The 20,647-nt window shown below is 44.4% G+C and carries 22 protein-coding genes; 7 read left to right on the forward strand and 15 right to left on the reverse strand.

What is annotated here, in order from left to right:
- Positions 1-32: 32 nt before the first annotated feature.
- On the forward strand, positions 33-1,403 hold the full coding sequence (purB, locus tag NP165_RS07865; RefSeq protein ID WP_257083424.1) for an adenylosuccinate lyase: 1,371 nt from the start codon (positions 33-35) through the stop codon (positions 1,401-1,403).
- 62 nt (positions 1,404-1,465) lie between these two features.
- Here the strand turns inward: purB and NP165_RS07870 are convergent, their stop codons facing one another.
- From NP165_RS07870 to htpX, 9 genes are all read right to left on the reverse strand, one after another.
- Positions 1,466-1,993 carry a DUF3833 domain-containing protein gene (locus tag NP165_RS07870; RefSeq protein WP_257083425.1) on the reverse strand — a complete coding sequence of 176 codons (528 nt, stop codon included), beginning with the start codon at positions 1,991-1,993 and terminating at the stop codon, positions 1,466-1,468.
- Positions 1,993-2,544 (reverse strand): chalcone isomerase family protein, encoded by a 552-nt coding sequence (locus NP165_RS07875; RefSeq protein WP_257083426.1) that lies wholly within the window; start codon positions 2,542-2,544, stop codon positions 1,993-1,995. Before NP165_RS07875 ends, NP165_RS07870 begins: the two co-directional genes overlap by 1 nt.
- Entirely contained in the window at positions 2,513-3,022 is a 510-nt protein-coding gene (locus NP165_RS07880; RefSeq protein ID WP_257083427.1) for a DUF2878 domain-containing protein, read from the reverse strand. The genes NP165_RS07875 and NP165_RS07880 overlap by 32 nt, the downstream gene beginning before the upstream one ends.
- A 4-nt stretch (positions 3,023-3,026) precedes the next feature.
- Complete coding sequence (locus NP165_RS07885; protein ID WP_257083428.1) at positions 3,027-4,271, reverse strand: SAM-dependent methyltransferase; 1,245 nt, start codon at positions 4,269-4,271, stop codon at positions 3,027-3,029.
- On the reverse strand, positions 4,268-5,041 hold the full coding sequence (locus NP165_RS07890; RefSeq protein ID WP_257083429.1) for a DUF1365 domain-containing protein: 774 nt from the start codon (positions 5,039-5,041) through the stop codon (positions 4,268-4,270). Before NP165_RS07890 ends, NP165_RS07885 begins: the two co-directional genes overlap by 4 nt.
- Positions 5,041-6,336, reverse strand: a complete 1,296-nt coding sequence (locus NP165_RS07895) for an NAD(P)/FAD-dependent oxidoreductase (protein WP_257083430.1) — start codon at positions 6,334-6,336, stop codon at positions 5,041-5,043. The genes NP165_RS07890 and NP165_RS07895 overlap by 1 nt, the downstream gene beginning before the upstream one ends.
- 11 nt (positions 6,337-6,347) lie before the next feature.
- A complete protein-coding gene (locus NP165_RS07900; protein WP_257083431.1) occupies positions 6,348-7,073 on the reverse strand; it encodes an SDR family NAD(P)-dependent oxidoreductase in 726 nt (241 codons plus the stop codon).
- Positions 7,070-7,489, reverse strand: coding sequence for a nuclear transport factor 2 family protein (locus tag NP165_RS07905; RefSeq protein ID WP_257083432.1), 420 nt, complete (start codon positions 7,487-7,489; stop codon positions 7,070-7,072). Before NP165_RS07905 ends, NP165_RS07900 begins: the two co-directional genes overlap by 4 nt.
- Positions 7,490-7,672: 183 nt before the next feature.
- Positions 7,673-8,536 carry a protease HtpX gene (gene htpX, locus NP165_RS07910; protein ID WP_257083433.1) on the reverse strand — a complete coding sequence of 288 codons (864 nt, stop codon included), beginning with the start codon at positions 8,534-8,536 and terminating at the stop codon, positions 7,673-7,675.
- Between the two features lie 339 nt (positions 8,537-8,875).
- On the opposite strand from htpX, the gene NP165_RS07915 reads away from it, so the two are divergent.
- Positions 8,876-9,037: a hypothetical protein gene (locus NP165_RS07915; RefSeq protein ID WP_257083434.1), complete on the forward strand. Its 162-nt coding sequence runs from the start codon at positions 8,876-8,878 to the stop codon at positions 9,035-9,037.
- Between the two features lie 81 nt (positions 9,038-9,118).
- On the opposite strand, the gene bioD is transcribed toward NP165_RS07915, so the two are convergent.
- The 4 genes from bioD to bioB are packed head-to-tail and all read right to left on the reverse strand — an operon-like array spanning position 9,119 to position 12,786.
- A complete protein-coding gene (gene bioD / locus NP165_RS07920) occupies positions 9,119-9,802 on the reverse strand; it encodes a dethiobiotin synthase (RefSeq protein WP_257083435.1) in 684 nt (227 codons plus the stop codon).
- On the reverse strand, positions 9,799-10,602 hold the full coding sequence (bioC, locus tag NP165_RS07925; protein WP_257083436.1) for a malonyl-ACP O-methyltransferase BioC: 804 nt from the start codon (positions 10,600-10,602) through the stop codon (positions 9,799-9,801). Before bioC ends, bioD begins: the two co-directional genes overlap by 4 nt.
- Entirely contained in the window at positions 10,602-11,762 is a 1,161-nt protein-coding gene (bioF, locus tag NP165_RS07930; RefSeq protein ID WP_257083437.1) for an 8-amino-7-oxononanoate synthase, read from the reverse strand. Before bioF ends, bioC begins: the two co-directional genes overlap by 1 nt.
- Positions 11,734-12,786 carry a biotin synthase BioB gene (gene bioB, locus NP165_RS07935; protein ID WP_257083438.1) on the reverse strand — a complete coding sequence of 351 codons (1,053 nt, stop codon included), beginning with the start codon at positions 12,784-12,786 and terminating at the stop codon, positions 11,734-11,736. Before bioB ends, bioF begins: the two co-directional genes overlap by 29 nt.
- A 134-nt stretch (positions 12,787-12,920) precedes the next feature.
- Here bioB and bioA point away from each other — a divergent pair, with 134 nt between their 5' ends.
- Complete coding sequence (gene bioA / locus NP165_RS07940; RefSeq protein WP_257083439.1) at positions 12,921-14,198, forward strand: adenosylmethionine--8-amino-7-oxononanoate transaminase; 1,278 nt, start codon at positions 12,921-12,923, stop codon at positions 14,196-14,198.
- Positions 14,199-14,270: 72 nt separating this feature from the next.
- Here bioA and NP165_RS07945 read toward each other — a convergent pair whose 3' ends face one another.
- Positions 14,271-14,933 (reverse strand): DUF2057 family protein, encoded by a 663-nt coding sequence (locus NP165_RS07945; protein ID WP_257083440.1) that lies wholly within the window; start codon positions 14,931-14,933, stop codon positions 14,271-14,273.
- Positions 14,934-15,063: 130 nt separating this feature from the next.
- Positions 15,064-16,053, reverse strand: a complete 990-nt coding sequence (locus tag NP165_RS07950; protein WP_257083441.1) for a porin — start codon at positions 16,051-16,053, stop codon at positions 15,064-15,066.
- 514 nt (positions 16,054-16,567) lie between these two features.
- Between NP165_RS07950 and dinG the strand changes: the two genes are divergently transcribed.
- The 4 genes from dinG to NP165_RS07970 all read left to right on the forward strand — a co-directional run bounded on the left by dinG (position 16,568) and on the right by NP165_RS07970 (position 20,572).
- Entirely contained in the window at positions 16,568-18,643 is a 2,076-nt protein-coding gene (gene dinG, locus NP165_RS07955) for an ATP-dependent DNA helicase DinG (protein WP_257083442.1), read from the forward strand.
- Positions 18,644-18,725: 82 nt separating this feature from the next.
- Positions 18,726-19,274: a primosomal replication protein gene (locus NP165_RS07960; protein ID WP_257083444.1), complete on the forward strand. Its 549-nt coding sequence runs from the start codon at positions 18,726-18,728 to the stop codon at positions 19,272-19,274.
- Complete coding sequence (rsmS, locus tag NP165_RS07965) at positions 19,275-19,436, forward strand: pleiotropic regulatory protein RsmS (protein WP_257083445.1); 162 nt, start codon at positions 19,275-19,277, stop codon at positions 19,434-19,436. It abuts the gene before it with no gap.
- Between the two features lie 2 nt (positions 19,437-19,438).
- The gene (locus NP165_RS07970) at positions 19,439-20,572 is read left to right on the forward strand and encodes a cupin domain-containing protein (RefSeq protein ID WP_257083446.1); all 1,134 of its coding nucleotides are present in this window, start codon (positions 19,439-19,441) and stop codon (positions 20,570-20,572) included.
- Positions 20,573-20,647 lie beyond the last annotated feature (75 nt).

A 20,647-nucleotide genomic window follows, 5' to 3' on the forward strand; every position in this document is an offset into this window, starting at 1 on the left:
CGAAATTTAGAAACTCAATTCAGGAGAACACCATGGAACTGTCAGCATTGACTGCTGTTTCACCAGTAGACGGCCGTTACGGAAGTAAAACAATTGCACTACGCAGCATCTTTAGCGAGTTTGGCCTACTAAAGTACCGCTCTATCGTTGAAATCCGTTGGCTACAAAAACTAGCAGCGACAGACGCGATCAAGGAAGTACCAGCATTCAGTGCAGAAGCAAACCAGTTCCTAGATGATCTAGCGGCAAACTTCAGTGAAGAAGACGCACTTCGCATCAAAGAGATCGAGCGCACGACTAACCACGACGTAAAAGCGGTTGAATACTTCCTGAAAGAGAAAGTAGCAGGCGTACCTGAACTGCACGCGGTAAACGAGTTCATCCACTTTGCGTGTACTTCTGAAGACATTAACAACACCTCTCACGCGCTAATGCTTAAAGAAGCACGTGAAACGGTTATCCTGCCTGAGATCCGCAACCTAATTGACGCGATAAAAGCATTGGCAGTGGAATACCGCGACATTCCACTTCTATCTCGTACACACGGTCAGCCAGCGTCTCCATCAACAATGGGTAAAGAGATGGCGAACGTGGCGTACCGCATGGAACGTCAATACAAGCAAATCGAGAACGTTGAGATCCTAGCGAAAATCAACGGCGCAGTAGGTAACTACAACGCTCACCTATCGGCTTACCCTGAACTAGACTGGCACCAGTTCTCTGAAGAGTTCATCACTGAATCTCTAGGCGTGACTTGGAACCCTTACACAACTCAAATCGAGCCTCACGACTACATCGCTGAGCTATTTGACGCGGTTGCACGTTTCAACACTATCCTAATCGACTTCGATCGTGACGTTTGGGGTTACATCGCTCTTGGTCACTTCAAGCAAAAAACGATTGCTGGCGAAATCGGCTCTTCAACAATGCCGCATAAAGTAAACCCAATCGACTTCGAAAACTCTGAAGGTAACCTTGGTCTAGCAAACGCAGTATTCGGCCACCTAGCGCAAAAACTGCCTATCTCTCGCTGGCAACGTGACCTAACTGACTCAACAGTTCTACGTAACCTAGGTGTTGGTGTTGGTTACGCGATCATCGCTTACACTTCAACGCTAAAAGGCATCAGCAAGCTAGAAGTTAACCGCGAAGCGCTACTGAAAGAACTGGACCAAAACTGGGAAGTACTTGCAGAGCCAGTACAAACGGTTATGCGTCGTTACGGTATCGACAAGCCTTACGAGAAGCTAAAAGAGCTAACTCGTGGTAAGCGTGTAGACGGCGAAGCAATGCGTAACTTCATCGACGGTCTTGAGCTTCCTGAGCACGAGAAAGCACGCTTGAAAGAAATGACGCCAGCTAACTACATCGGTCAAGCAATCGAGCTGACTGACAAGCTGTAAGAGCAAGTTTCTGATTTGTAAAAGGCTGATGTGAACCATCAGCCTATTTTATTTCTTCTGCTCTATTTCTTCTGGAAAAATAGAGTTATCTTGCCGACCTCAACCCCAAATTTGTTGATACTGGTAATATTAAACACGTGCTTATCGTCCTGACGATAAAGCCAATCATCAAAACTCACTACCACAGTAGAATCTTCGAGTTTTAATTCGAAGTCGTACTGCCACTGCAGAGCGTTACCGACTTCCCTCCCCTTCGCTACGCCAATAATATCATCCGCTACACCTTGATATTCACTGTCGTTAAAACGGGTGATTTTCCACACTCGCTGATCCACTTCTCCATCGTTAAATACGAAATCTTCTGTGAGCGTTAAAGTATCATTGTCAATCGTTCCAACAATATCGACTTCAAATCGGCGGGTTTGCTTGCCTGAATAATCTTGAACCATTCCCCAAGCCGTCACTTCACCATTGAAATAGTCAAACAAATCAAACGTCGGCTGACTGGATTGGTAATCCTCAAGATCGCTAGAACAGCCGCTAATTGCCAGCGCTAAACAAACGCTAAACGAACATATCAGCCTCCTCATTATTTTTCTCCTATCAATTGGTCTCGTAGTTTCGGGTATTGAGTTTGGGGCGAAAGCCAGATGGCAAGGAAGGCATCGTTGAGGCTCTCATCTTCAATCACACCGATTTGCTCAACGCCGCCGGAATCTTGGTAGTAAAAGTGGCCAGTTTGCCCATCAGTAACGTAAGCGAGCCGCTGACCTTTCTTGATATCAGGGAAGATACCCTCAAGCTGAAAAAGCCATTGTTTCCGTCTTGACTGCGAATAACCTAACTTTTCCCATTGTTCTTCTGTTGCATCAATGAGCTGCGATCGTGAGATATCACGCTGATAATGAATCGACAGTGCCAGAGGATGTGGGGTAATGTCGTCGGTTTGCTCATAAACACCTGTGGGTGTTAAGAGTCTGGATTGGTAAATATCAAAAAACAGAACGCTCAGCTGCGCTTGGCCTACTGTCCTCCAGTATTTCCATTCAGCGGTCGAACTGCCCACCGAAGCATATCCATAGCTGGCAAACAGGACCATAAGTGTTGTACTAAGCGTAATGAGTAGGTTTCGAGCCTTCATAACCGTATACCTTTCGAATCAACCAAAACATCATCGCCCACTCGACGAAAACAATTAAGCCGGTCATACCTACTGTTAGGGTGAAATTGACGGCAGAAAGTTTCTCTCCAGCAATGTAGCTCAGTGCTCCTCCAGCACCACCTAAAATCGTTATCAACCATGTTGGAAGCACCTTAAGCTTTTGCACTAGAAAGTATGCGTACCACAGAAACACTAGCCACAAAGAGGCAAGCCAAACAGGTATGCCCTCAGAATCAAACTCAAATAATCCGGCATATGAGTTAACACAGTCTAATGCGATGCCAACACCTGCAAGCAACACTAAGCGTTCAAGTTTGATCGGATCCCGCACCTGGCTATACAGCAAGGTCAACACGGCGAGAAATGCCGTCAACCACTGCAGTTGTTGGTTACCTATCACGGCGATAAACCAAACCAGTTGAAACCACGCCGAGTAAAGCAGAAAACGCCAATCCATAGGATTAAGCCCTTTGAAATGTCATGTGGACGGTACTAATACTTTTCGCTCTGAATCCTCCTTCACAGTAGCAAAAATAGTAATTCCACATACGTATGAAGCGATCGTCAAAACCTAGTGAACGAACCTTAGATTCCGAGTCGTTGAAACGTGCTTTCCAATCACTAAGTGTTTTGGCGTAATCTTCGCCAATATCCAATAAGTCTCTCAACACTAGGTCGCTATACTGAGTTGTCGCTTGGGTTATTGCCGTAATGGACGGAAGAAACCCGCCCGGGAAAATATATTTCTGAATAAAATCAACATTGTTACTGTAATGCTCGTATCTTTGATCAGCGATGGTAATCGCTTGAATGGACATTAAACCCTTAGGCTTCAGTAGCGACTGGCATTTTTTGATATACGATTTGAGATATTCTTTCCCGACAGCTTCGATCATTTCTATCGATACCAACTTATCGTACTCACCTTTCAGATTTCTGTAATCTTCTTTCAATAGGGTAATACGATCTTGCAAACCATTTATCTCGATCTTCTGGCGTGCGTATTGGTATTGTTGCTCTGAAATAGTGGTGGTGGTGACACGGCAACCGTAGCGCTGAGCCATATATATTGCCATCGCTCCCCAACCTGTCCCGATCTCAATAACATGATCGTTTTCAGTTAGATTCAATTGCTGGCACAAACGATCCATTTTGTTCTCTTGCGCTTGATCCAGCGATTCTTCCTCATTTCGGTAAAGTGCGGAAGAATAAAGCATTCGCGGATCCAGAAACGTTTCATACAGGTCATTGCTCAGGTCATAATGCGCCTCAATATTTTTGGTGGCATTCTCTACGGTATTGCGGTTAAACCAATGACCAATTCGATAAGCAAATTTCGATAGCAAGCTGACACGACGCTCAATCGAGTCTAATGTCGACATGTTTACCGCCATTAGCTCCGTTAGCAAAGTAAGATTCGGGCTTTCCCACCAGCCGTCAATATACGCTTCAGCCGCGGCAATACTTCCACCAGACAGTACTCGAGAATAAAATGCCGGATTCGTTATTTCGATAATCGCTTTCAGTGACGTATGACTGGGATTACCGAATAGAGTTTGTTGTTTTGCCCCTTCTCCAACAAAAGACTCAATAACCGTCAATGAGCCTTCTTCTAAATTTTTCAGAAGAGCAAAGACTAAGCTTCTCGCTGTTTTTTGGCCACTGGAAAGCTGTCTAGGGCAGGAAATCACTTGTGTGTTCATCATGTTCTATGCTCCTTCTCTTTACTTCTCTTTTGATGAGCATCTTGAGCTTGCTGATATTTAGGATGGGAATAAAATGGCGCACCTTTAAACCACAATTTAAAAGCATGCCAGTAAATACCAGTCACGACTTTTGCCGCCATCACTGGCGTTACTATCAATTGTTTGATTAAAGAAGCGGACGTTAATGGCTGTGCGCGCATGCTTAGCGTTGCATCAAACTCCTTCTCGCTTCGATGGCATTCAAGGTGTACAGAAAGACGTTTGTTTATCGGTTTAATACGCCACACGTACTTTTGGTCAATAGGATTAAATGGCGAAACGTGAAATGCCTTATCATGCGTCCAACCCGATTGTGGAGTAGCTGGCACAGCATAGTAGTGGCGTTCATTCCATGGTGTATTGCTCACTTCCGCCAGTAGGTAGCGCCAATACCCGCTTTGGTCGTATACGTAGTAAAAGTTAACCGGACTGAAGTAAATGCCTAGGTAGCGCAAGTGCACCACGGCTTTTACTTGACCTTCAATGCGCTCGCCTGTCAGCTCAAATACCTTGTTGAGTACAGCTTGTTTCAAGTCTCCACTGCCGAGATAATCTTCGCGTTTGAACCTGGCCCAATGCCACCATCGTGTCCCGAACGCCCAGACCTTGCTTTGTAACGCATCAATTTCATCAAGGTCGAGGCATGGCATGAACAGTGGATAATTAATTTCATGTGCAATAGGGGTAAAACGTCGATGCCTAATTCGGCCAACAAAAAGAACGCTTTGCATTACGCAGCTCCTTTTTGTTCCGTCGCTTTCGCGTTTGTTTCAATCTCTGGCACTACTTCTATCTCAGACACGACGTCCAGTGCACTTCTTACACCGTCTTCATGGAAGCCGTTGTACCAATAGGCTCCACAAAACCAAGTGTGGTTAAGACCGTTAATCTCGCTACGGCGTTGTTGAGCTGCCATCGACTGTTTTGTAAAGACGGGGTGATGATAGGTGAATGTGCGTAATATCTTGTCGCTTTCGATGTGTTGTGAACTGTTCAGTGACACACAAAAGGTAACCGGAGCGTCGATATGCTGCAGGATATTCATGTTGTACGTGAGCATCGGAGGTTGGTGATCAATATCACCCGTGCTTAAGCGGTAGTTCCATGACGCCCATGCTGCTCTGCGTGTCGGTAATACGGATTCATCTGTGTGTAAGACGACTTCATTTGCCTGATATTCCAAGCCAGAAAGTACTTCTCTTTCAATCCTATCCGAGTCTTTCAGCAGTGCGAGTGCTTGATCACTGTGACAAGCAAAGATCACTTGATCAAAACGTTCAACAGCGCCCTTCACTTTAACTTTTACACCCAACGGATCACGCCATATTTCCTCTACGGGCGTCGACAAACGAATCTTGTCAGCAAAGCCCTCGATCAATGGACCTATGTAAGCTTTTGACCCACCATCAATGACGTACCACTGCGGGCGATTCGTTATGTCGAGCAATCCATGGTTGAGGAAAAAACGTGCGAAAAAGTCGAGTGGGAACGAGCGCATATCTGCTAAAGTTGATGACCAAATTGCCGCGCCCATTGGTAGAACATAGTTTTGACAAAAGTGATCACTAAAGCGTTCTCGTGCTAAGAAAGCGCCAAGAGTTTGCGACTGCCCTTCTCCATTTTCAACAACCCTCTTAACACGCCTGTTAAAGCGAAGGATTTCAAAAATAAACCGATAAAAGCGCGGATTCCACCAATTCCGGCGTTGGGCAAAAAGCGTACCGAGTGTATGACCGTTGTACTCTAAGCCTGTATCTTCATTGTGTACGCTAAAGCTCATCTGTGTAGCACGTCCCGTCACACCAATCTCATTCATCATCTTCATAAAACGTGGATAGGTACGGTCGTTGTATACAATAAAGCCCGTATCGACAGCGTATGTGTTCCCATCTATCGGTACGTCCACTGTTGCTGTGTGACCGCCAATATAGTCGTTAGCTTCGAACAGAGTGATATCGTGCGTTTTATGCAAATGATATGCGCACGTCAGTCCAGAGATACCACTACCAACAATCGCGATTCTCATCGAAATCTCCTTTAACGTGAAACCAATTTGGACGTGATTACGTTTTGCCACCGATATGGCAACGCACCAATAAAGCGCAGAATGGTGGTGAAACGCGTTGGGAAATAGATATGGGGGTTTCGTTTCTCAAGGCCACGTCGAATCGCCTGCGATGCTTGTTCTGCTGTGATTAACATTGGCATCGGAAACGTATTTTTATCCGTTAGAGGCGTTTTGACGAACCCGGGATAGATAACAGAGACAGCGATGCCCTTACCTTTTAAATCAAGCTGTAAAGTTCGGGCTAAATAGCTAACGGCTGCTTTCGATGCGCCATAAGCTTCAGCGCGCGGTAAAGCGACTTCACTCGCAATTGAACCGACAATCGCAATCCTGTGGCCAGGTTTAAAGTAAGGTTGGCAGGCTTCAAGTGAGTTAGCTAAACCGATAACATTCACAGAAAACACACGCTGTATAAGTGCCGCATCTATTTCGCCACGATCAATGTACTCGCAATCTCCCGCGTTAAAAATCCATAACTCAGGAGACACCTCTAAGCGAGCAATGACCAATTTGATCTGTTCTAAATCAGTAAGCTCAAACCGAGCACTAATAATTAAAGGTGAATACGCTTCAAGTTCTTGTAACGCTAGAGTGTTTCTTCCACAAGCAACAACGTTCCAGCCAGTATCTGCATAATCTTTTGCAAGTTGGAACCCGATTCCTGATGTGGCCCCAGTGATCAATACGCAACTCATGATCCTAGCCTCTGCTTAATACATTTAATAACTGAGCCCAATAGGGGCAGGTTTTCATAGAGCATCTCGCCGAGGTCAAAATAGTCTCTGTGGTAGATAACCAAGCCGTCTTGAAATCTAAGATGACTGACCCCGTTTACATTGACAGTTTTACCGCCCTGTAGCTTGGGATGCTCTAAGCGCATGGTCCACGTCAAAAAGCCGTTTTCCCCAACCTGTTGGTGCTCCTGAACATCAAACTCACATCGGCGAACGTTGGCGTACAAAGATTCAAAGTAACGTTTAAGTTCATCCCAACCTTCAATCCGATGTGCAGAGTCCTCAAAGATCACGGCTTTGTGGTAAATCGGCTCTAGGGTATGCAGATTTGATTTAGATAACTGCTGATAAACTTTCCCAACTGAGGCAATATCCATTTCACTCTCCAATGTTGTACAGATTAATTTCATGTACAATAAAATTAAGATAGAATATCGCGAATAGTTGTACAAGTTTTTAGTTTGTAAAACTTTGTGAAGAATAAATAACGTGATTTAGAAAGATCAAAAAAAGGCTTGGTATTTCTACCAAGCCTTTTGTCATTTAATTCAGAGAGTAACTTATGAATTACGTAGAGCGGAAATACGCTTATCTAACGGCGGGTGGCTCATTAAAAGCTCTGTCATCGAGCGTTTACCATTGATACCAAATGCCATCATTGAACCTTCAAGCTGGGATTCATGGCTCAGTTTTAAACGCTCAAGTGCAGCAATCATTTTTTGCTTGCCTACAAGTTGAGCTGCGCCTGCATCTGCGTGGAACTCTCTATGGCGGCTGTACCACATGGTAATAAAGCTTGCCAAAAAGCCAAACACCAACTCAAGCACAATAGATACGCCGAAGTACACCATCATGTTGCTACCGCCTTCCTCTTCATCGCTATTCGATGAAACAAGGTTCGCGATGAAACGAGATAAGAAGATAACAAACGTGTTTACCACGCCTTGCATCAACGTCATTGTCACCATGTCACCGTTCGCGATATGGCTCACTTCGTGTGCAAGGACCGCTTCAGCTTCATCTCGTGTCATATTGTGTAGTAGACCTGTAGACACAGCGACTAACGAATCATCTCGCTTTGCACCTGTAGCAAATGCATTAATATCAGCAGAGTCATAAATCGCAACCGTTGGCATCCCAATACCAACTTGCTCAGATTGGCGACGAACTGTCTCAAGTAGCCAGTGTTCTGTTTCGTTACGTGGGCTTTCGATCACCATACCACCCACTGAACGTAGCGCCATCTTCTTTGACATCAGTAGTGAGATGAACGCACCACCAAAACCGAATACAGCGGCCATAACTAGCAGCCCAGACAGGCTCCCTGGCTGCATCCCCGTTACAGCATAAACAATATTGAGAACAACACTCAACACCAGCACAACTGCTAGGTTGGTTGCTAGGAACAACATTACTCGCTTCATTTACCTTTCTCCAAATGGAAGCATATTATTATTTTCTACTCATCGTTGCTTTGGTAAGTAACCGATGCTTGGCTGAGTAACCATTGGGATTGTGCACCCAATTAATTCTGTATAGATACAGTGTATATGTTTTCGTAACAAGGTTAAGCAGCAAATTGAAACATTTGTTTTCGTGACGACGCAGTCAATACCGACAAAATGTAAATATTAAATTTGAAACAATATCAGCGTATTAGTAGCTAGGGTTACGATAGTTAGACTTTGGTCTTATTGTGCGCGGATTCATTCGTGCTAGATTTTAACCCATCAACAATATCCATGTGAACAGAGGGAACCGACATGGTTGAAACTAGCAACTACCAAATGGCTATCGATTTACTGCGCTGTCACCTAGGTCTATCAGAAGAAGAAGCTATGAAACAGCTGGGTATTTCTACTGAAGAACATGTACAAATACATGTTTCTGAAATGCAGCAAGCTTTCCTCTCAGCAGAAAAATAAATAAAACTAGAATTACTTAGGGCAGCCCCATTGACTGCCCTATTTGCGTTGGTGGACGTGCTGAATCTCAGCGCGGTAAAATTACATACCGAGTAACGGGTCGACGTTAATGTACTTAGCAAGATCCTGTCGTTTAACGCTAGGTACGTAAGGGATCTCTCCGAGCTTAGGTACATTTATCTTATCTTCCAGCATTTTGATAATGTCTGCGTAGTGTTCTGTACCTGGATTAATACGGTTTGCTACCCACCCTACAACTTCTAAACCATCCGCTTTGATTGCTTCCAGTGTCAGCATTGCGTGGCTCAAACAACCAAGCTTAATACCCACCACAAGCACGACAGACAATCTCTCTTGCGCAACCCAGCTAGATAAGCACTCATCATCCGACACAGGCACACGCCATCCACCCGCACCTTCAACAAGTACGACATCTGCATTTTGTTTGTGCTGATAAAGCTTTTCGCTTAACACTGAATACTTTATCTCTACATTTTCTTTTTTCGCCGCAATATGTGGCGACGCAGGAAGCTCTAATGCATAAGGGTTAACATCGTCATAGGAGACATCAACCGTAGAAGCTTGCTGAAGGTAGAGCGCATCAGAGTTTCTGTACCCTTCTTCTGTCTTTTCGCTACCCGCGGCTACGGGTTTATAGCCAATTGTTTTGAGTCCTTTTTCGGCCAAAGCGTTCAAAATCGCTTTAGATGCCACTGTTTTGCCTACATCGGTATCCGTACCAGCAATAAAAAATGCATTAATCATAGATGTATAACCCCTAAACAAACCTGATATGTTGCAGGAAGAAGGCCCTGATGGCTTCTTAATTCCTGATAGGCTTGTTCGACTTGTATAAGTGACTTACGTCTTGTTAAACCCTGAGCGCGTCCGCTTACATGGTTAGCACCGATGCCTTTTAAATCTCGCATCAATGAGAAAGCGGTGTCGTACCAGACTGTGATGGTAGGCAAGTCTAGACTATGATTTGCACAACCAGATTGCGCTAACGCAATTTTTACCTGATTGCAGCTGATAAAGTCATTTACGTGTTGATATGAATCAATTTTCATCCATACCTGCTTCAGCTCATGCAGTGACCCATCCAGCAGTGTAGAGAAGCAAATCAAGCCATTCTGTTTTACAACTCTACGCATCTCGCGCAAAGGTACGGAGAGATCATCACACCACTGAAGTGCCAAGCTTGAAAACACCATATCAACAGAGTCGTTTGCCAGCGGTAAGGAATCTGCATCACCCAACTGATAGGTAAAACCGACATCACCACAACGCTGATGGGCCGCTTCGAGCATACCTTTTGAAAGGTCTAAGCAAATGACTTTTGCACCACGTTGACTCAGTTGTTGTGAAAAATAGCCCGTCCCGCAGCCAACGTCTAAGATAGTTTTTCCGCTCAAGTCGTTGGGAATATGTTGCAGCAACCGATGACCGACATCGCGTTGAAAAGCGGCATGAGCATCATACGTTTTCGCTGCTTTACCAAATGCTTCGGCGATGGCGGATTTATCTGATTGTGAGTCGAATGCAGACTCTAGTGCTTGTTCCATTAGCTCACCCGTTCTATTGCTTCTTCAAAACAGCTGGCCAGTTGCCTGACTTGCTCTAAGGTATGGTTTGAAGTCAAAGTGATACGTAGCCTTGCTGTGCCATTAGGAACCGTCGGAGGCCGTATCGCCGTCAACCAATGTCCTTTACTTTTAAGTTGCTCCGCGACATCTATGGCCAGTGAGGCCTCTCCGAGAAGAATTGGTTTGATTGGTGTCTCGGTTTCAACGTACCCATCGAATCGCGAGAAACATTCGCGGTAAATGTGCTGAAGTTCTCCGAGCTTTTCTCGTCTCCAACTCTGCGTTTGAATCATGCCAATGGCGTGCGTGAGCGCGTAAGCCTGAGAAGGAGGAATAGCCGTCGAGTAGACATGATGTCTGGCAAACTGAGTTAAATAATCTCCTACCTCTTCATTACATAAAATGGCCGCACCTGATAACCCGAATGCTTTGCCAAAAGTAACGATCAAAATATCTGGCTTAATATTGGCATAATGACAACTTCCTTGACCCTGCTCTCCTAGCACACCAATACCGTGCGCATCGTCAACCGCCAGCCAAGCATGATCTTTCGTGACTGCGCGTAATTCTGCCAGCGGTGAAAGGTCACCATCCATACTGAAGACACCTTCAGTTATAACCAGCGCTTCTTGCGTCAGCAATTTCTTAAGGGAATTAAGATCATTGTGTAAAAAACGTTTCATAGTCGCGGGAGACAACTGTCCCGCTTCCATTAGTGACGCATGGTTGAGTTTATCTTGAAGAAGCAGATCGCCTTTCTCTAAAAGCCCAAATATCAAAGCTTGGTTGGCCGAAAAGCCTGAACTAAACAGTATCGCGCGGCTAAAACCCAACCATTCACACAGCGCTGTTTCTAAGTTCTGGTGCGCAGGGCTAAATCCTGTAACAAGAGGAGAAGCGCCGCTACCGTTCCCATACAGCTCAATTCCCTTTTGCCAGGCCAGCGATAACTCTTTGTCGTTGGCCAGTCCAAGATAATCATTGCTTGAGAAATTCACATAGCCATCTTTTTGATGGAAAAGCTTGGCCTGATTACCACCTTCAATGGTGCGCACCTGCCTGGTTAGCCCTTTCTGCCGTCTGGCTTCAAGGGCATTAGCTATACGTGCTTTAAACGCTGGCATCGTAGAAAAGATCATCTTTTGTTGGACGTGCCGCCACGCGTTCTACTACGCGATCAAGAAGATCATTTTCTTCGATTTCGTCTGGCTTTTGTGACACTTGATGACTGTTGATACCTAGCTTGTTAAACAGCAACATATCTTTATCTTCAGAAGGGTTTGGGGTCGTTAGCAACTTGCATCCATAGAAGACTGAGTTCGCACCCGCCATAAAGCACAGAGCTTGCATTTGCTCATTCATATTCTCGCGGCCAGCAGAAAGACGAACTGCCGATTTCGGCATCATAATACGAGCAATAGCGATTAAACGGATAAAATCAAATGGCTCGACATCATCAACCTCTTCCAAAGGCGTACCTTTCACTTTAACGAGCATATTAATCGGAACACTCTCTGGATGAGTTGGAAGGTTCGCTAGCTCAACAAACAAACCTGCGCGGTCATTGGCACTTTCCCCCATACCAATAATTCCCCCCGAACAGATTTTCATCCCTGCATCGCGCACATGAGAAAGTGTATCGAGTCGATCCTGGTATGTACGAGTCGTGATAATGTTGCCGTAGAATTCAGGAGAGGTATCTAAGTTGTGGTTGTAGTAGTCCAGACCTGCATCTGAGAGCGATTTCGCTTGTTCAGACGTTAGCATCCCCAGCGTCATACAGGTCTCTAGGCCCATTTCCTTCACGCCTTTGATCATTTGCGTTAAATGCGGCATGTCGCGCTCTTTTGGATTCTTCCAAGCCGCTCCCATACAAAAGCGAGTCGAACCAGCATTCTTTGCTTTTTGAGCCGCATCTAACACTCGCTCGACTTCCATTAGTCGTTCTTTTTCTACATCTGTCTGATAGCGAGCACTTTGGGGGCAGTATTTACAGTCTTCAGGGCAAGCGCCTGTTTTAATAGAAAGCAGTGTGCTGACTTGTACATGGTTATGCTGCTGATATTGGCGGTGGATTGTTTGTGCTTCAAAAAGCAGATCCATAAATGGCTTTTCCATAAGCTCACGAACTTCTGCAACAGTCCAGTTGTGACGTACTTCCACGTGCATTCCTTTTAATGATCGTTATTAGATTGATTTCTGGCTAGTCTACTGACAGTATGCATAGTGTCAACATTTTAAAAATACTAATGTTTACATTTGTTTATTTTTTAATCAATCAAATTTCGGAATTACACATGGATCTCGCGTTCGACCGTCGTCATATCTGGCATCCCTACACGTCAACCCTCACACCTCTGACCTGCTACCCTGTTGTATCCGCCGAAGGCGTTTTCATTGAACTAGAAAATGGTGAAAAGTTAGTGGATGGTATGTCTTCGTGGTGGTCTGCGATTCACGGATACAACCACCCGCACCTCAATAACGCCGCTCATAACCAAATAGATAAAATGTCACACATCATGTTTGGGGGGATCACACATGCTCCTGCCATCAACCTGTGTAAAAAGCTGCTTAACCTCGCTCCAGATAACTTAGAGCATGTGTTTCTTGCCGATTCGGGTTCGGTGGCCGTAGAAGTGAGCTTAAAGATGGCGTTGCAATATTGGCATGCTAAAGGCGAAACGCGCCCTAAGTTTCTGACGTTAAGAGATGGCTACCATGGTGATACTTTCGCAGCGATGTCAGTCACTGACCCAGATAACTCCATGCATTCACTGTATAAAGGCTTTTTGCCAGAGCATATCTTTGCTCAGTCCCCCACAAGCGGATACTGGCACGAGTGGAACCCTCAGGATTTAGATGATTTCAGGCACAAAATCGAAGCTCATCACAACGAGATAGCCGCAGTGATTCTAGAGCCTATCGTGCAAGGTGCGGGAGGCATGCGTATCTATCACCCGAATTTCCTCAAAGGCGTTAGAGAGCTATGCGACGAATATGGCTTGCTCTTAATTCTGGATGAGATTGCCACGGGCTTTGGACGCACAGGAAAGATGTTTGCGTGCGAACATGCCGAAATTCAACCTGATATCCTATGTGTCGGCAAAGCACTCACGGGTGGCTATATGACGCTGTCCGCCACATTAGCCTCAAAAGAAGTTGCTGATACCGTTTGTGGTGGGGAAGCAGGATGTTTTATGCACGGCCCGACCTTTATGGGCAATCCCCTCGCGTGTGCCGTCGCAACAGCGAGTATGGAATTGTTAGAAGCGAACGATTGGAAAGAGCAAACCCGTCAGATAGAAGCCGCATTTTCCGAATTGTTACCCAAACTCAAAAATCATGAGCTTGTTGCAGATGTAAGGTGGTTAGGGGCAATTGGTGTTGTGGAGTCAACCAAGTCAGTCAATATGGAGAAAATCCAAGCGCATTTCGTTGAACATGGCGTGTGGATAAGGCCATTTGGTAAACTCATCTATATGATGCCACCGTTTATTAGTCAACGAGAGCATATAGAAAATCTTATTGGAGCAGTGGAAAACGCGTTAGAAATACCCGAATGTTTCGCCTGAAACCAGAGATAGGCTTCAAAAAAGAAGCCTATCTTAAATAATCAGCGTGCTAATGCAGCAATGATAGAATCTTTACTCTTGATCAATCATCCAGCGACGAAACTCTTTACGCTCTTCAACAGAAGATTTGAGGTACCACGCTTTAAGCTGCTCGGCATTGCTTGATTGCATCACTTTCGTTGGTGACATTGCTTGAGTTGTATCAACGGCAGGATCCACCACTGTTCCCGAAATCATTTTCGCTTCAACTGGTTTATCAATGAGTTGCCCATTATTAAAATAGACGCCCCTTTGGCTGTTATGCTTTTCTAGCAAAGCGGCCATCCCCGCATATGGAAACAGTCCAGACTTCCCCTGAAGCTCTTCCTGCTTATATTGCAGCGGCTTGCCATCTTGTCTAATGTCCCATTGTGGTTGCCCATCTTCAAATGCAATTTCAGCTTCTTTCTTACTTCTCGCGACTGGGTGAACCACTTGAATTATCTCACCTGATACTTCTAGATCCAGAACATACGGTTTTGATGTAAATACGTTACCACCACTACCTCGACCCACCTCTTTATCCATACGAATAACAATTTGGTTGTAACCGTCTGCTATAGGGTTTGTACCCAGTTTTGATTCGGCTTCTTGGCCATTAATATAAAGAATAGAGACACCCTTAGCTGGCGTTAACTCAGCTGCGGATAAATAAAATGAAACCAAAGAGGCAAGGAGTATTGAAATCTTCTTCACTGTGTTTTCCTTAAATTGGTGCGTAGGCAACTAGCCATGTGGAACTCGATAGCCACAAATTATTAGGGCATAAAATAAAAAAGTCACTCTTTCGAGTGACTTTTTATAAAATTTATAAGCTTAGCTAAAATTAGAAGCTTGCTTTAACACCAACAACGGCTAGGTCTTCATTGAATAGTACGTCGTCACTATCTACTTTAGCAAGTTCTACATAAGCAGTTGTGCTAGGTGCTAGCGCGTAACCCGCGTTTACAAACACTACGTCTTCTTCCCAATTAGACTTGTCTTCTTCAGAAACAGAGTAACCAGTACCGAATACCCATGCTCCCACGGTGTAGTCAGCAGCAAGAGCCATAGTATCAACATCGCTGCTTACACCTGAAGTTTTTTCCTCGAGCGTGTAGTAAGCCGCAGATAGGTTTAGGTTTTCAACACCTGAAAAACGCGCTTCTAGACCAAGTAGAGTGTACTCTTTCTCTACCTGATTCTTCTGATCAACAACTTCTGTATCTGCAGCAAACAATGTGAAATCAAAGCCTGCAGCGCGAACACCTAGTTTACCATCGATGTAAGCCTCATCATCTGCTTTGCTACCTAGACCTGGAGTAGCAGTATTGCCGCCTTTTACAAGTTTGTTTTGAATGTAACCAACAGTCGCGTAAACAGTACCGTTATCGTAATCGTAACGAAGACCTTCGTCAGCACAAGCTAGGTCAAGACCGTCAAAGAACGAGTTTAGACCAAACTGGTAGTCGTTACCGATACCTGCATCATCGATAGCAGTACATAGACGACCCACTTTAATGTCACCAAAGTCTTTAGTATATAGCGCTACGTAAGTATCACCGTTTTTAGTAGCTTCAGAGTTGTTTGATTGAGAACCATCAAATTCCCAGTAACCACCGAAAGACACTTGATCGTTGATTGCGTAACGAACGTCAAAACCGAAATCAGCGTCTTCGATTTGTTGAGTCATTGATTTTGAGGATTTTGAGTTTTGGTAAGTAACTTCGATGTCACCGTGTAGGTTAACTGAAACGCTATCTTGATTGTAAACTTCGATACCAGCTTGAGCTGATGCTGCTGCAAGTACTGAAAGAGCTACTAGAGTCTTTTTCATAATAATCCACTGCCTTTTCTTAAACTGGGAAATCCTTATCCGGTTCCCTTTATGTTTTTTGATGATGATTTTGGCTCTTATTGGTCAAATATCATCGCCACTAAATTTCGAGGTCTAGATTGCAAAAGATTATGTTGACTGTCAAATGAATAAAAAAAATTTAATAAAAAAACATAAAATCATTTATTTTCAATAACTTAAATGAAAACACGTTCATTTTGCGAACAACCTCACTCAACTATTCCCATCACCTACTCATCATGCCAAGATTCCACAATTGGAACTTAAAACTAAAAATAAGGAAAAATAAAACAACAAACAGGATAAAAAACCATTAAGCCACGCAATTCGTCGCTATATATTTGTTAGATTTGGGAATTATTGTAAGTTTTTGATGGTTCAGTTTTTTTTTGTGAACGAGATCCATATTTGGCAATCGGAATTTAGAATTCGTGAACTGAGTAGCCCTTATCAAATTGTGCTATCATCCGCGTCCCGTTATTGAGATCACACTATGACAGCCAGCAAAATTCAGAGTTCTATCCGCTCAAGTTACCAAAACCTACAATCTAATCTGGATAACTTTGTTCCTCGTCGAGCGCAAAACTATCTCGTTGCTGAAATTGCGAAAACACTCTGTGGCGATTATCACAAGTCCACGCGTATGCTGGTCGCTGAAGCAGGAACAGGGATAGGTAAATCACTCTCCTATTTAATGGCTGCCATTCCTGTTGCTCTCTTCAATAATCGTAAAGTGGTCATTTCAACTGCGACAGTGGCACTGCAAGAACAGCTCGTGAACAAAGATTTGCCTCTATATAGACGCATTACTGACCGAGAGTTTTCCATCATTCTTGCAAAAGGCCGTCAACGCTATTGTTGCAGCGAAAAGCTTGCTTCTGCTTCAAACGCAGATAATGGGCAACTAGCGATGTTCGAAACTAAGCCGAAAAAGAAAGATATCGAACAGCTGGAATTAATGTATAAGAAATTGGCAGAGCGTAAATGGGATGGCGATCGGGACTCATGGCCAAAACCGATTGCGGATGAAATCTGGCAGATGATAGTGAGCGATAAACACAGCTGTAACGGAAGTATGCCAGCTCACAGAGACTGTCCTTTTCAAAAGGCGCGCTCAGAGATGGATAAAGCAGATGTCATTATTGCAAACCATAGCCTCGTCATGGCGGATGCCGATTTAGGCGGAGGGGTTATCCTTCCTGAACCCGAGAACACTATTTATGTTTTCGACGAAGCCCATCACCTACCTCAAGTCGCCCGCGACCACTCTTCAGCAAGTGCGAGCTTAAAAGGTGCGGCGAGTTGGTTGGAACGACTCAATCAATCTGTGACTAAGTTCGCCAACCTTGCAGACGAAAAACGCGTTAATAGGTTTAGAAACGAGCTGCAAGATTCTGTTCAACAACTGATACCAACGCTTACCCAACTCGCGACCCGTTTTGATCCCGCCCACTTTGAGGACAACATTTATCGATTCGAAAATGGTGAATTACCAAGTTGGTTGGAAGAAGAGTCCAAAGAACTGAAAAAACTGTCGCAGAAAGGTGCTCAGGCGGTCGCGAAAATTGCCGATTTAATTTCAGAACGAGTAAAAGATGGTGAATTAGCGAACCGATTGGCAGAGCCTGCACTGGCTGAGCTTGGCTTTTATATCCAAAGAATGGATAACCTCGCGCAAGTTTGGAATTTGATGGCTGAACCATTGAGAGAAAAAGGCGCACCGCTTGCAAGATGGCTAGAAGTTGACCCAGAGCGAGAAAGTGACTTCGTGGTTAATGTTTCCCCATTAGAAGTAGGCTGGCAGCTGGATCAGCAAATATGGAGCCGTTGCATTGGCGCTGTATTAGTTTCTGCCACCATCAGAGCACTGAATTCGTTTAGCTTTTTTTGTCGCCAAGCAGGTATTAGTGAAAAAGCAGACGATGGTGTGCGCTTTTTAGCTCTCGCCTCTCCGTTTGATTATCAGAATCAAGCGGAACTTGTGGTTCCCAAAATGAAATATGAACCTCAAGCTCCCCAATATACCGATTATCTGACTGATATATTGCCAAATCTAATCGAAGATAAAAAAGCGAACTTAGTGTTGTTTTCTTCCTATTGGCAAATGAATCAAGTCGCGGACGCGCTATCAACACATTTTGTAAAAAGAGGCTGGTCACTGCAAGTTCAAGGCAAAGAGTCACGCTCAGAAATTCTAAAAAAACATAAAACGCTGGTTCAATGTCAAAAAACAAGCATTCTATTCGGTACGGGAAGCTTTTCAGAAGGGTTAGACTTACCGGGCGAGCTCCTTGAAAACTTGATAATTACCAAGATTCCATTTGGTGTGCCGACGTCTCCCGTAGAGCGCGCTCACGCCGAGTACATAGAAAGCAAAGGTGGAAATCCATTTATGCAAATCGCGGTTCCAGAAGCGAGTAAAAAGCTCATCCAGTCAGTTGGCCGCTTGCTGCGAAAAGAGCGTGATTCTGGTAAAGTTTTTATCCTTGATCGCCGAATTGTTTCAAAACGATACGGTAAAGCACTGCTCGATTCACTACCTCCGTTTAAACGAGTCATCGAGTACTAAGCTTAGTTTGTAAGCATCTCATCACATGCCCTAATGCTATTTGAGATGCATCCAGTTTATTTTTCTCGGTGTCGCCTAATCTATGAGTCGTATTAAAGAGTTGTCTAACACACTGGAGCAGTTAGCGAATCAAGCCGCTGCTTTGGACAGAAAAAGGGGAGAAAATCATCTCCCCCTATTCGATGAACGTTTATTTCATGGAAGATCGAAATTGCTCGTTCCATGCGTAAAAGAAACACAGAGTACGCTGGAGAGCCTTATTCGAGAAGAAGAAGCAGGCATACTCACCACGCTTAGAGCAGAGTATTTAACTGAGCGATTGTTCTCACAAATCAGTGCTATCCAACGTGAACTGGCCACCACAAATATTCGCAAGAATGAGCCAAAGCATAAGAGTTATTACCAAAAACCGATCAACGAACTCTATCAACAAATGGCTCAACACCAAGAGTGGGAACGTCGACTGAAAGAGATGGTGAGAGAAAAAGAGCTCGCTTTGGAGTACGCCCCTCCATTTCAACAACAAGCGGCACAACAGGCTCTGATTGCGACAGAACAACGTTTAAAACGCTGCCAAGAATCGAAACTGAAAATCGAAAAACAAATCACGTACCGAGAGAGAAATCAGTAAATGTCATCCGCTCAATCAGAACTTGAACACGCACCCGATGAAATCAAACTCGCGGTCGATCTTATCTATCTGTTAGAGAGTAACGACGTCGACCCTCACATAGCGCTTAAAGCAATCAATATTGTTAAGTCAGATTTAGAACGAAAACTGGAGACAAGCTAGTCATGTATCAGCTCAATTTCGACATGGACCAGTTTTTGACGGAATTTTGGCATAAAAAGCCAACCATCATTAAGCAAGGCTTTAACAATTTTGATGATCCGATCAGCCCAGATGAACTGGCTGGTTTAGCGTTAGAGGACGATATTGACTCTCGATTTATCTCCAATAAAGACGGCAAATGGAAAGCGAAACACGGGCCGCTTCCTGAAACATTGTTTGAAAATTTGCCGGAGAGCCACTGGCAACTTGTTGTTCAAGCCTGTAACCACTGGCACCTAGGCGCTGCGGAGCTTGTTGAACCATTTAAACAACTGCCTCAATGGCTGTTCGATGATTTGATGGTCTGCTTCTCTGCGCCAGAGGGAGGCGTTGGCCCTCACATCGATCAATATGATGTATTCATTGTTCAAGGCAGTGGTAAGCGTCGATGGCGTGTTGGCGATATCGATAAAGGCCAATATAAAGAGTCTATCCAAGGCGGTGCTTTACGACAGATTGAAGGGTTTGATGCGATCATCGATGAGGTTTTGTTACCCGGAGATATCCTCTATATTCCTCCTGGTTTTCCACACGAAGGTCATACCATAGAGCCTAGCATGAGCTATTCTCTAGGTTTTCGCTCACCTAAAGAACAAGAGCTGTTAAGTAACTTTGCAGATTATGTGCTTGCGAATGATAAAGGGGATGTCCACCTGCACAATCCGAGCATGCAAACACAAAAGAATACTGGGGAAATCCTTTCTACCGATGTAGACCTTCTTACTCAGATGCTGAAAAACGCCCTTAACTCTGAAAAGGATATCTCTGAATTTCTCGGGAATATGCTCAGTCAATCTCGTCATCAACTTGATGTTGTTGAGCCAGAGGAAAATATTTCAGCAGACGAGTTGCAAGTCCACCTTATGCAGTCAGGTTGCATCAGAAAAGTGTCTGGCTTGCGAGCATTATTCCACCAGCAGGATGCCACAAGTTTATACGTTAACGGTGAACGTTTTTGCACCTTCTCACCCGACCTAACTCATTTATTGTGTAATCAGGATGAACTGAACTCAGATGACTTAAATAGCCAGCTGAATGATGCGCAATTAGAGTTACTTTGCACTCTGGTGAACAAAGGCTACTGGTACTTAGACTGATAAGCATAAACACAGAGGCGGGACTGTCGCCTCTTGGTTTACTATAGCCTGTTATTCAACGCTGATTTTAATCAT

The organism is Vibrio japonicus (genome assembly GCF_024582835.1).
Classification (GTDB): Bacteria; Pseudomonadota; Gammaproteobacteria; order Enterobacterales; family Vibrionaceae; genus Vibrio; species Vibrio japonicus.

Coding starts and splice junctions, on each gene's coding strand:
- purB (WP_257083424.1), top strand. CDS start 33: ATGGAACTGTCAGCATTGACTGCTGTTTCACCAGTAGACGGCCGTTAC.
- NP165_RS07870 (WP_257083425.1), bottom strand. CDS start 1,993: ATGAGGAGGCTGATATGTTCGTTTAGCGTTTGTTTAGCGCTGGCAATT.
- NP165_RS07875 (WP_257083426.1), bottom strand. CDS start 2,544: ATGAAGGCTCGAAACCTACTCATTACGCTTAGTACAACACTTATGGTC.
- NP165_RS07880 (WP_257083427.1), bottom strand. CDS start 3,022: ATGGATTGGCGTTTTCTGCTTTACTCGGCGTGGTTTCAACTGGTTTGG.
- NP165_RS07885 (WP_257083428.1), bottom strand. CDS start 4,271: ATGATGAACACACAAGTGATTTCCTGCCCTAGACAGCTTTCCAGTGGC.
- NP165_RS07890 (WP_257083429.1), bottom strand. CDS start 5,041: ATGCAAAGCGTTCTTTTTGTTGGCCGAATTAGGCATCGACGTTTTACC.
- NP165_RS07895 (WP_257083430.1), bottom strand. CDS start 6,336: ATGAGAATCGCGATTGTTGGTAGTGGTATCTCTGGACTGACGTGCGCA.
- NP165_RS07900 (WP_257083431.1), bottom strand. CDS start 7,073: ATGAGTTGCGTATTGATCACTGGGGCCACATCAGGAATCGGGTTCCAA.
- NP165_RS07905 (WP_257083432.1), bottom strand. CDS start 7,489: ATGGATATTGCCTCAGTTGGGAAAGTTTATCAGCAGTTATCTAAATCA.
- htpX (WP_257083433.1), bottom strand. CDS start 8,536: ATGAAGCGAGTAATGTTGTTCCTAGCAACCAACCTAGCAGTTGTGCTG.
- NP165_RS07915 (WP_257083434.1), top strand. CDS start 8,876: ATGGTTGAAACTAGCAACTACCAAATGGCTATCGATTTACTGCGCTGT.
- bioD (WP_257083435.1), bottom strand. CDS start 9,802: ATGATTAATGCATTTTTTATTGCTGGTACGGATACCGATGTAGGCAAA.
- bioC (WP_257083436.1), bottom strand. CDS start 10,602: ATGGAACAAGCACTAGAGTCTGCATTCGACTCACAATCAGATAAATCC.
- bioF (WP_257083437.1), bottom strand. CDS start 11,762: ATGATCTTTTCTACGATGCCAGCGTTTAAAGCACGTATAGCTAATGCC.
- bioA (WP_257083439.1), top strand. CDS start 12,921: ATGGATCTCGCGTTCGACCGTCGTCATATCTGGCATCCCTACACGTCA.
- NP165_RS07950 (WP_257083441.1), bottom strand. CDS start 16,053: ATGAAAAAGACTCTAGTAGCTCTTTCAGTACTTGCAGCAGCATCAGCT.
- dinG (WP_257083442.1), top strand. CDS start 16,568: ATGACAGCCAGCAAAATTCAGAGTTCTATCCGCTCAAGTTACCAAAAC.
- NP165_RS07960 (WP_257083444.1), top strand. CDS start 18,726: ATGAGTCGTATTAAAGAGTTGTCTAACACACTGGAGCAGTTAGCGAAT.
- rsmS (WP_257083445.1), top strand. CDS start 19,275: ATGTCATCCGCTCAATCAGAACTTGAACACGCACCCGATGAAATCAAA.
- NP165_RS07970 (WP_257083446.1), top strand. CDS start 19,439: ATGTATCAGCTCAATTTCGACATGGACCAGTTTTTGACGGAATTTTGG.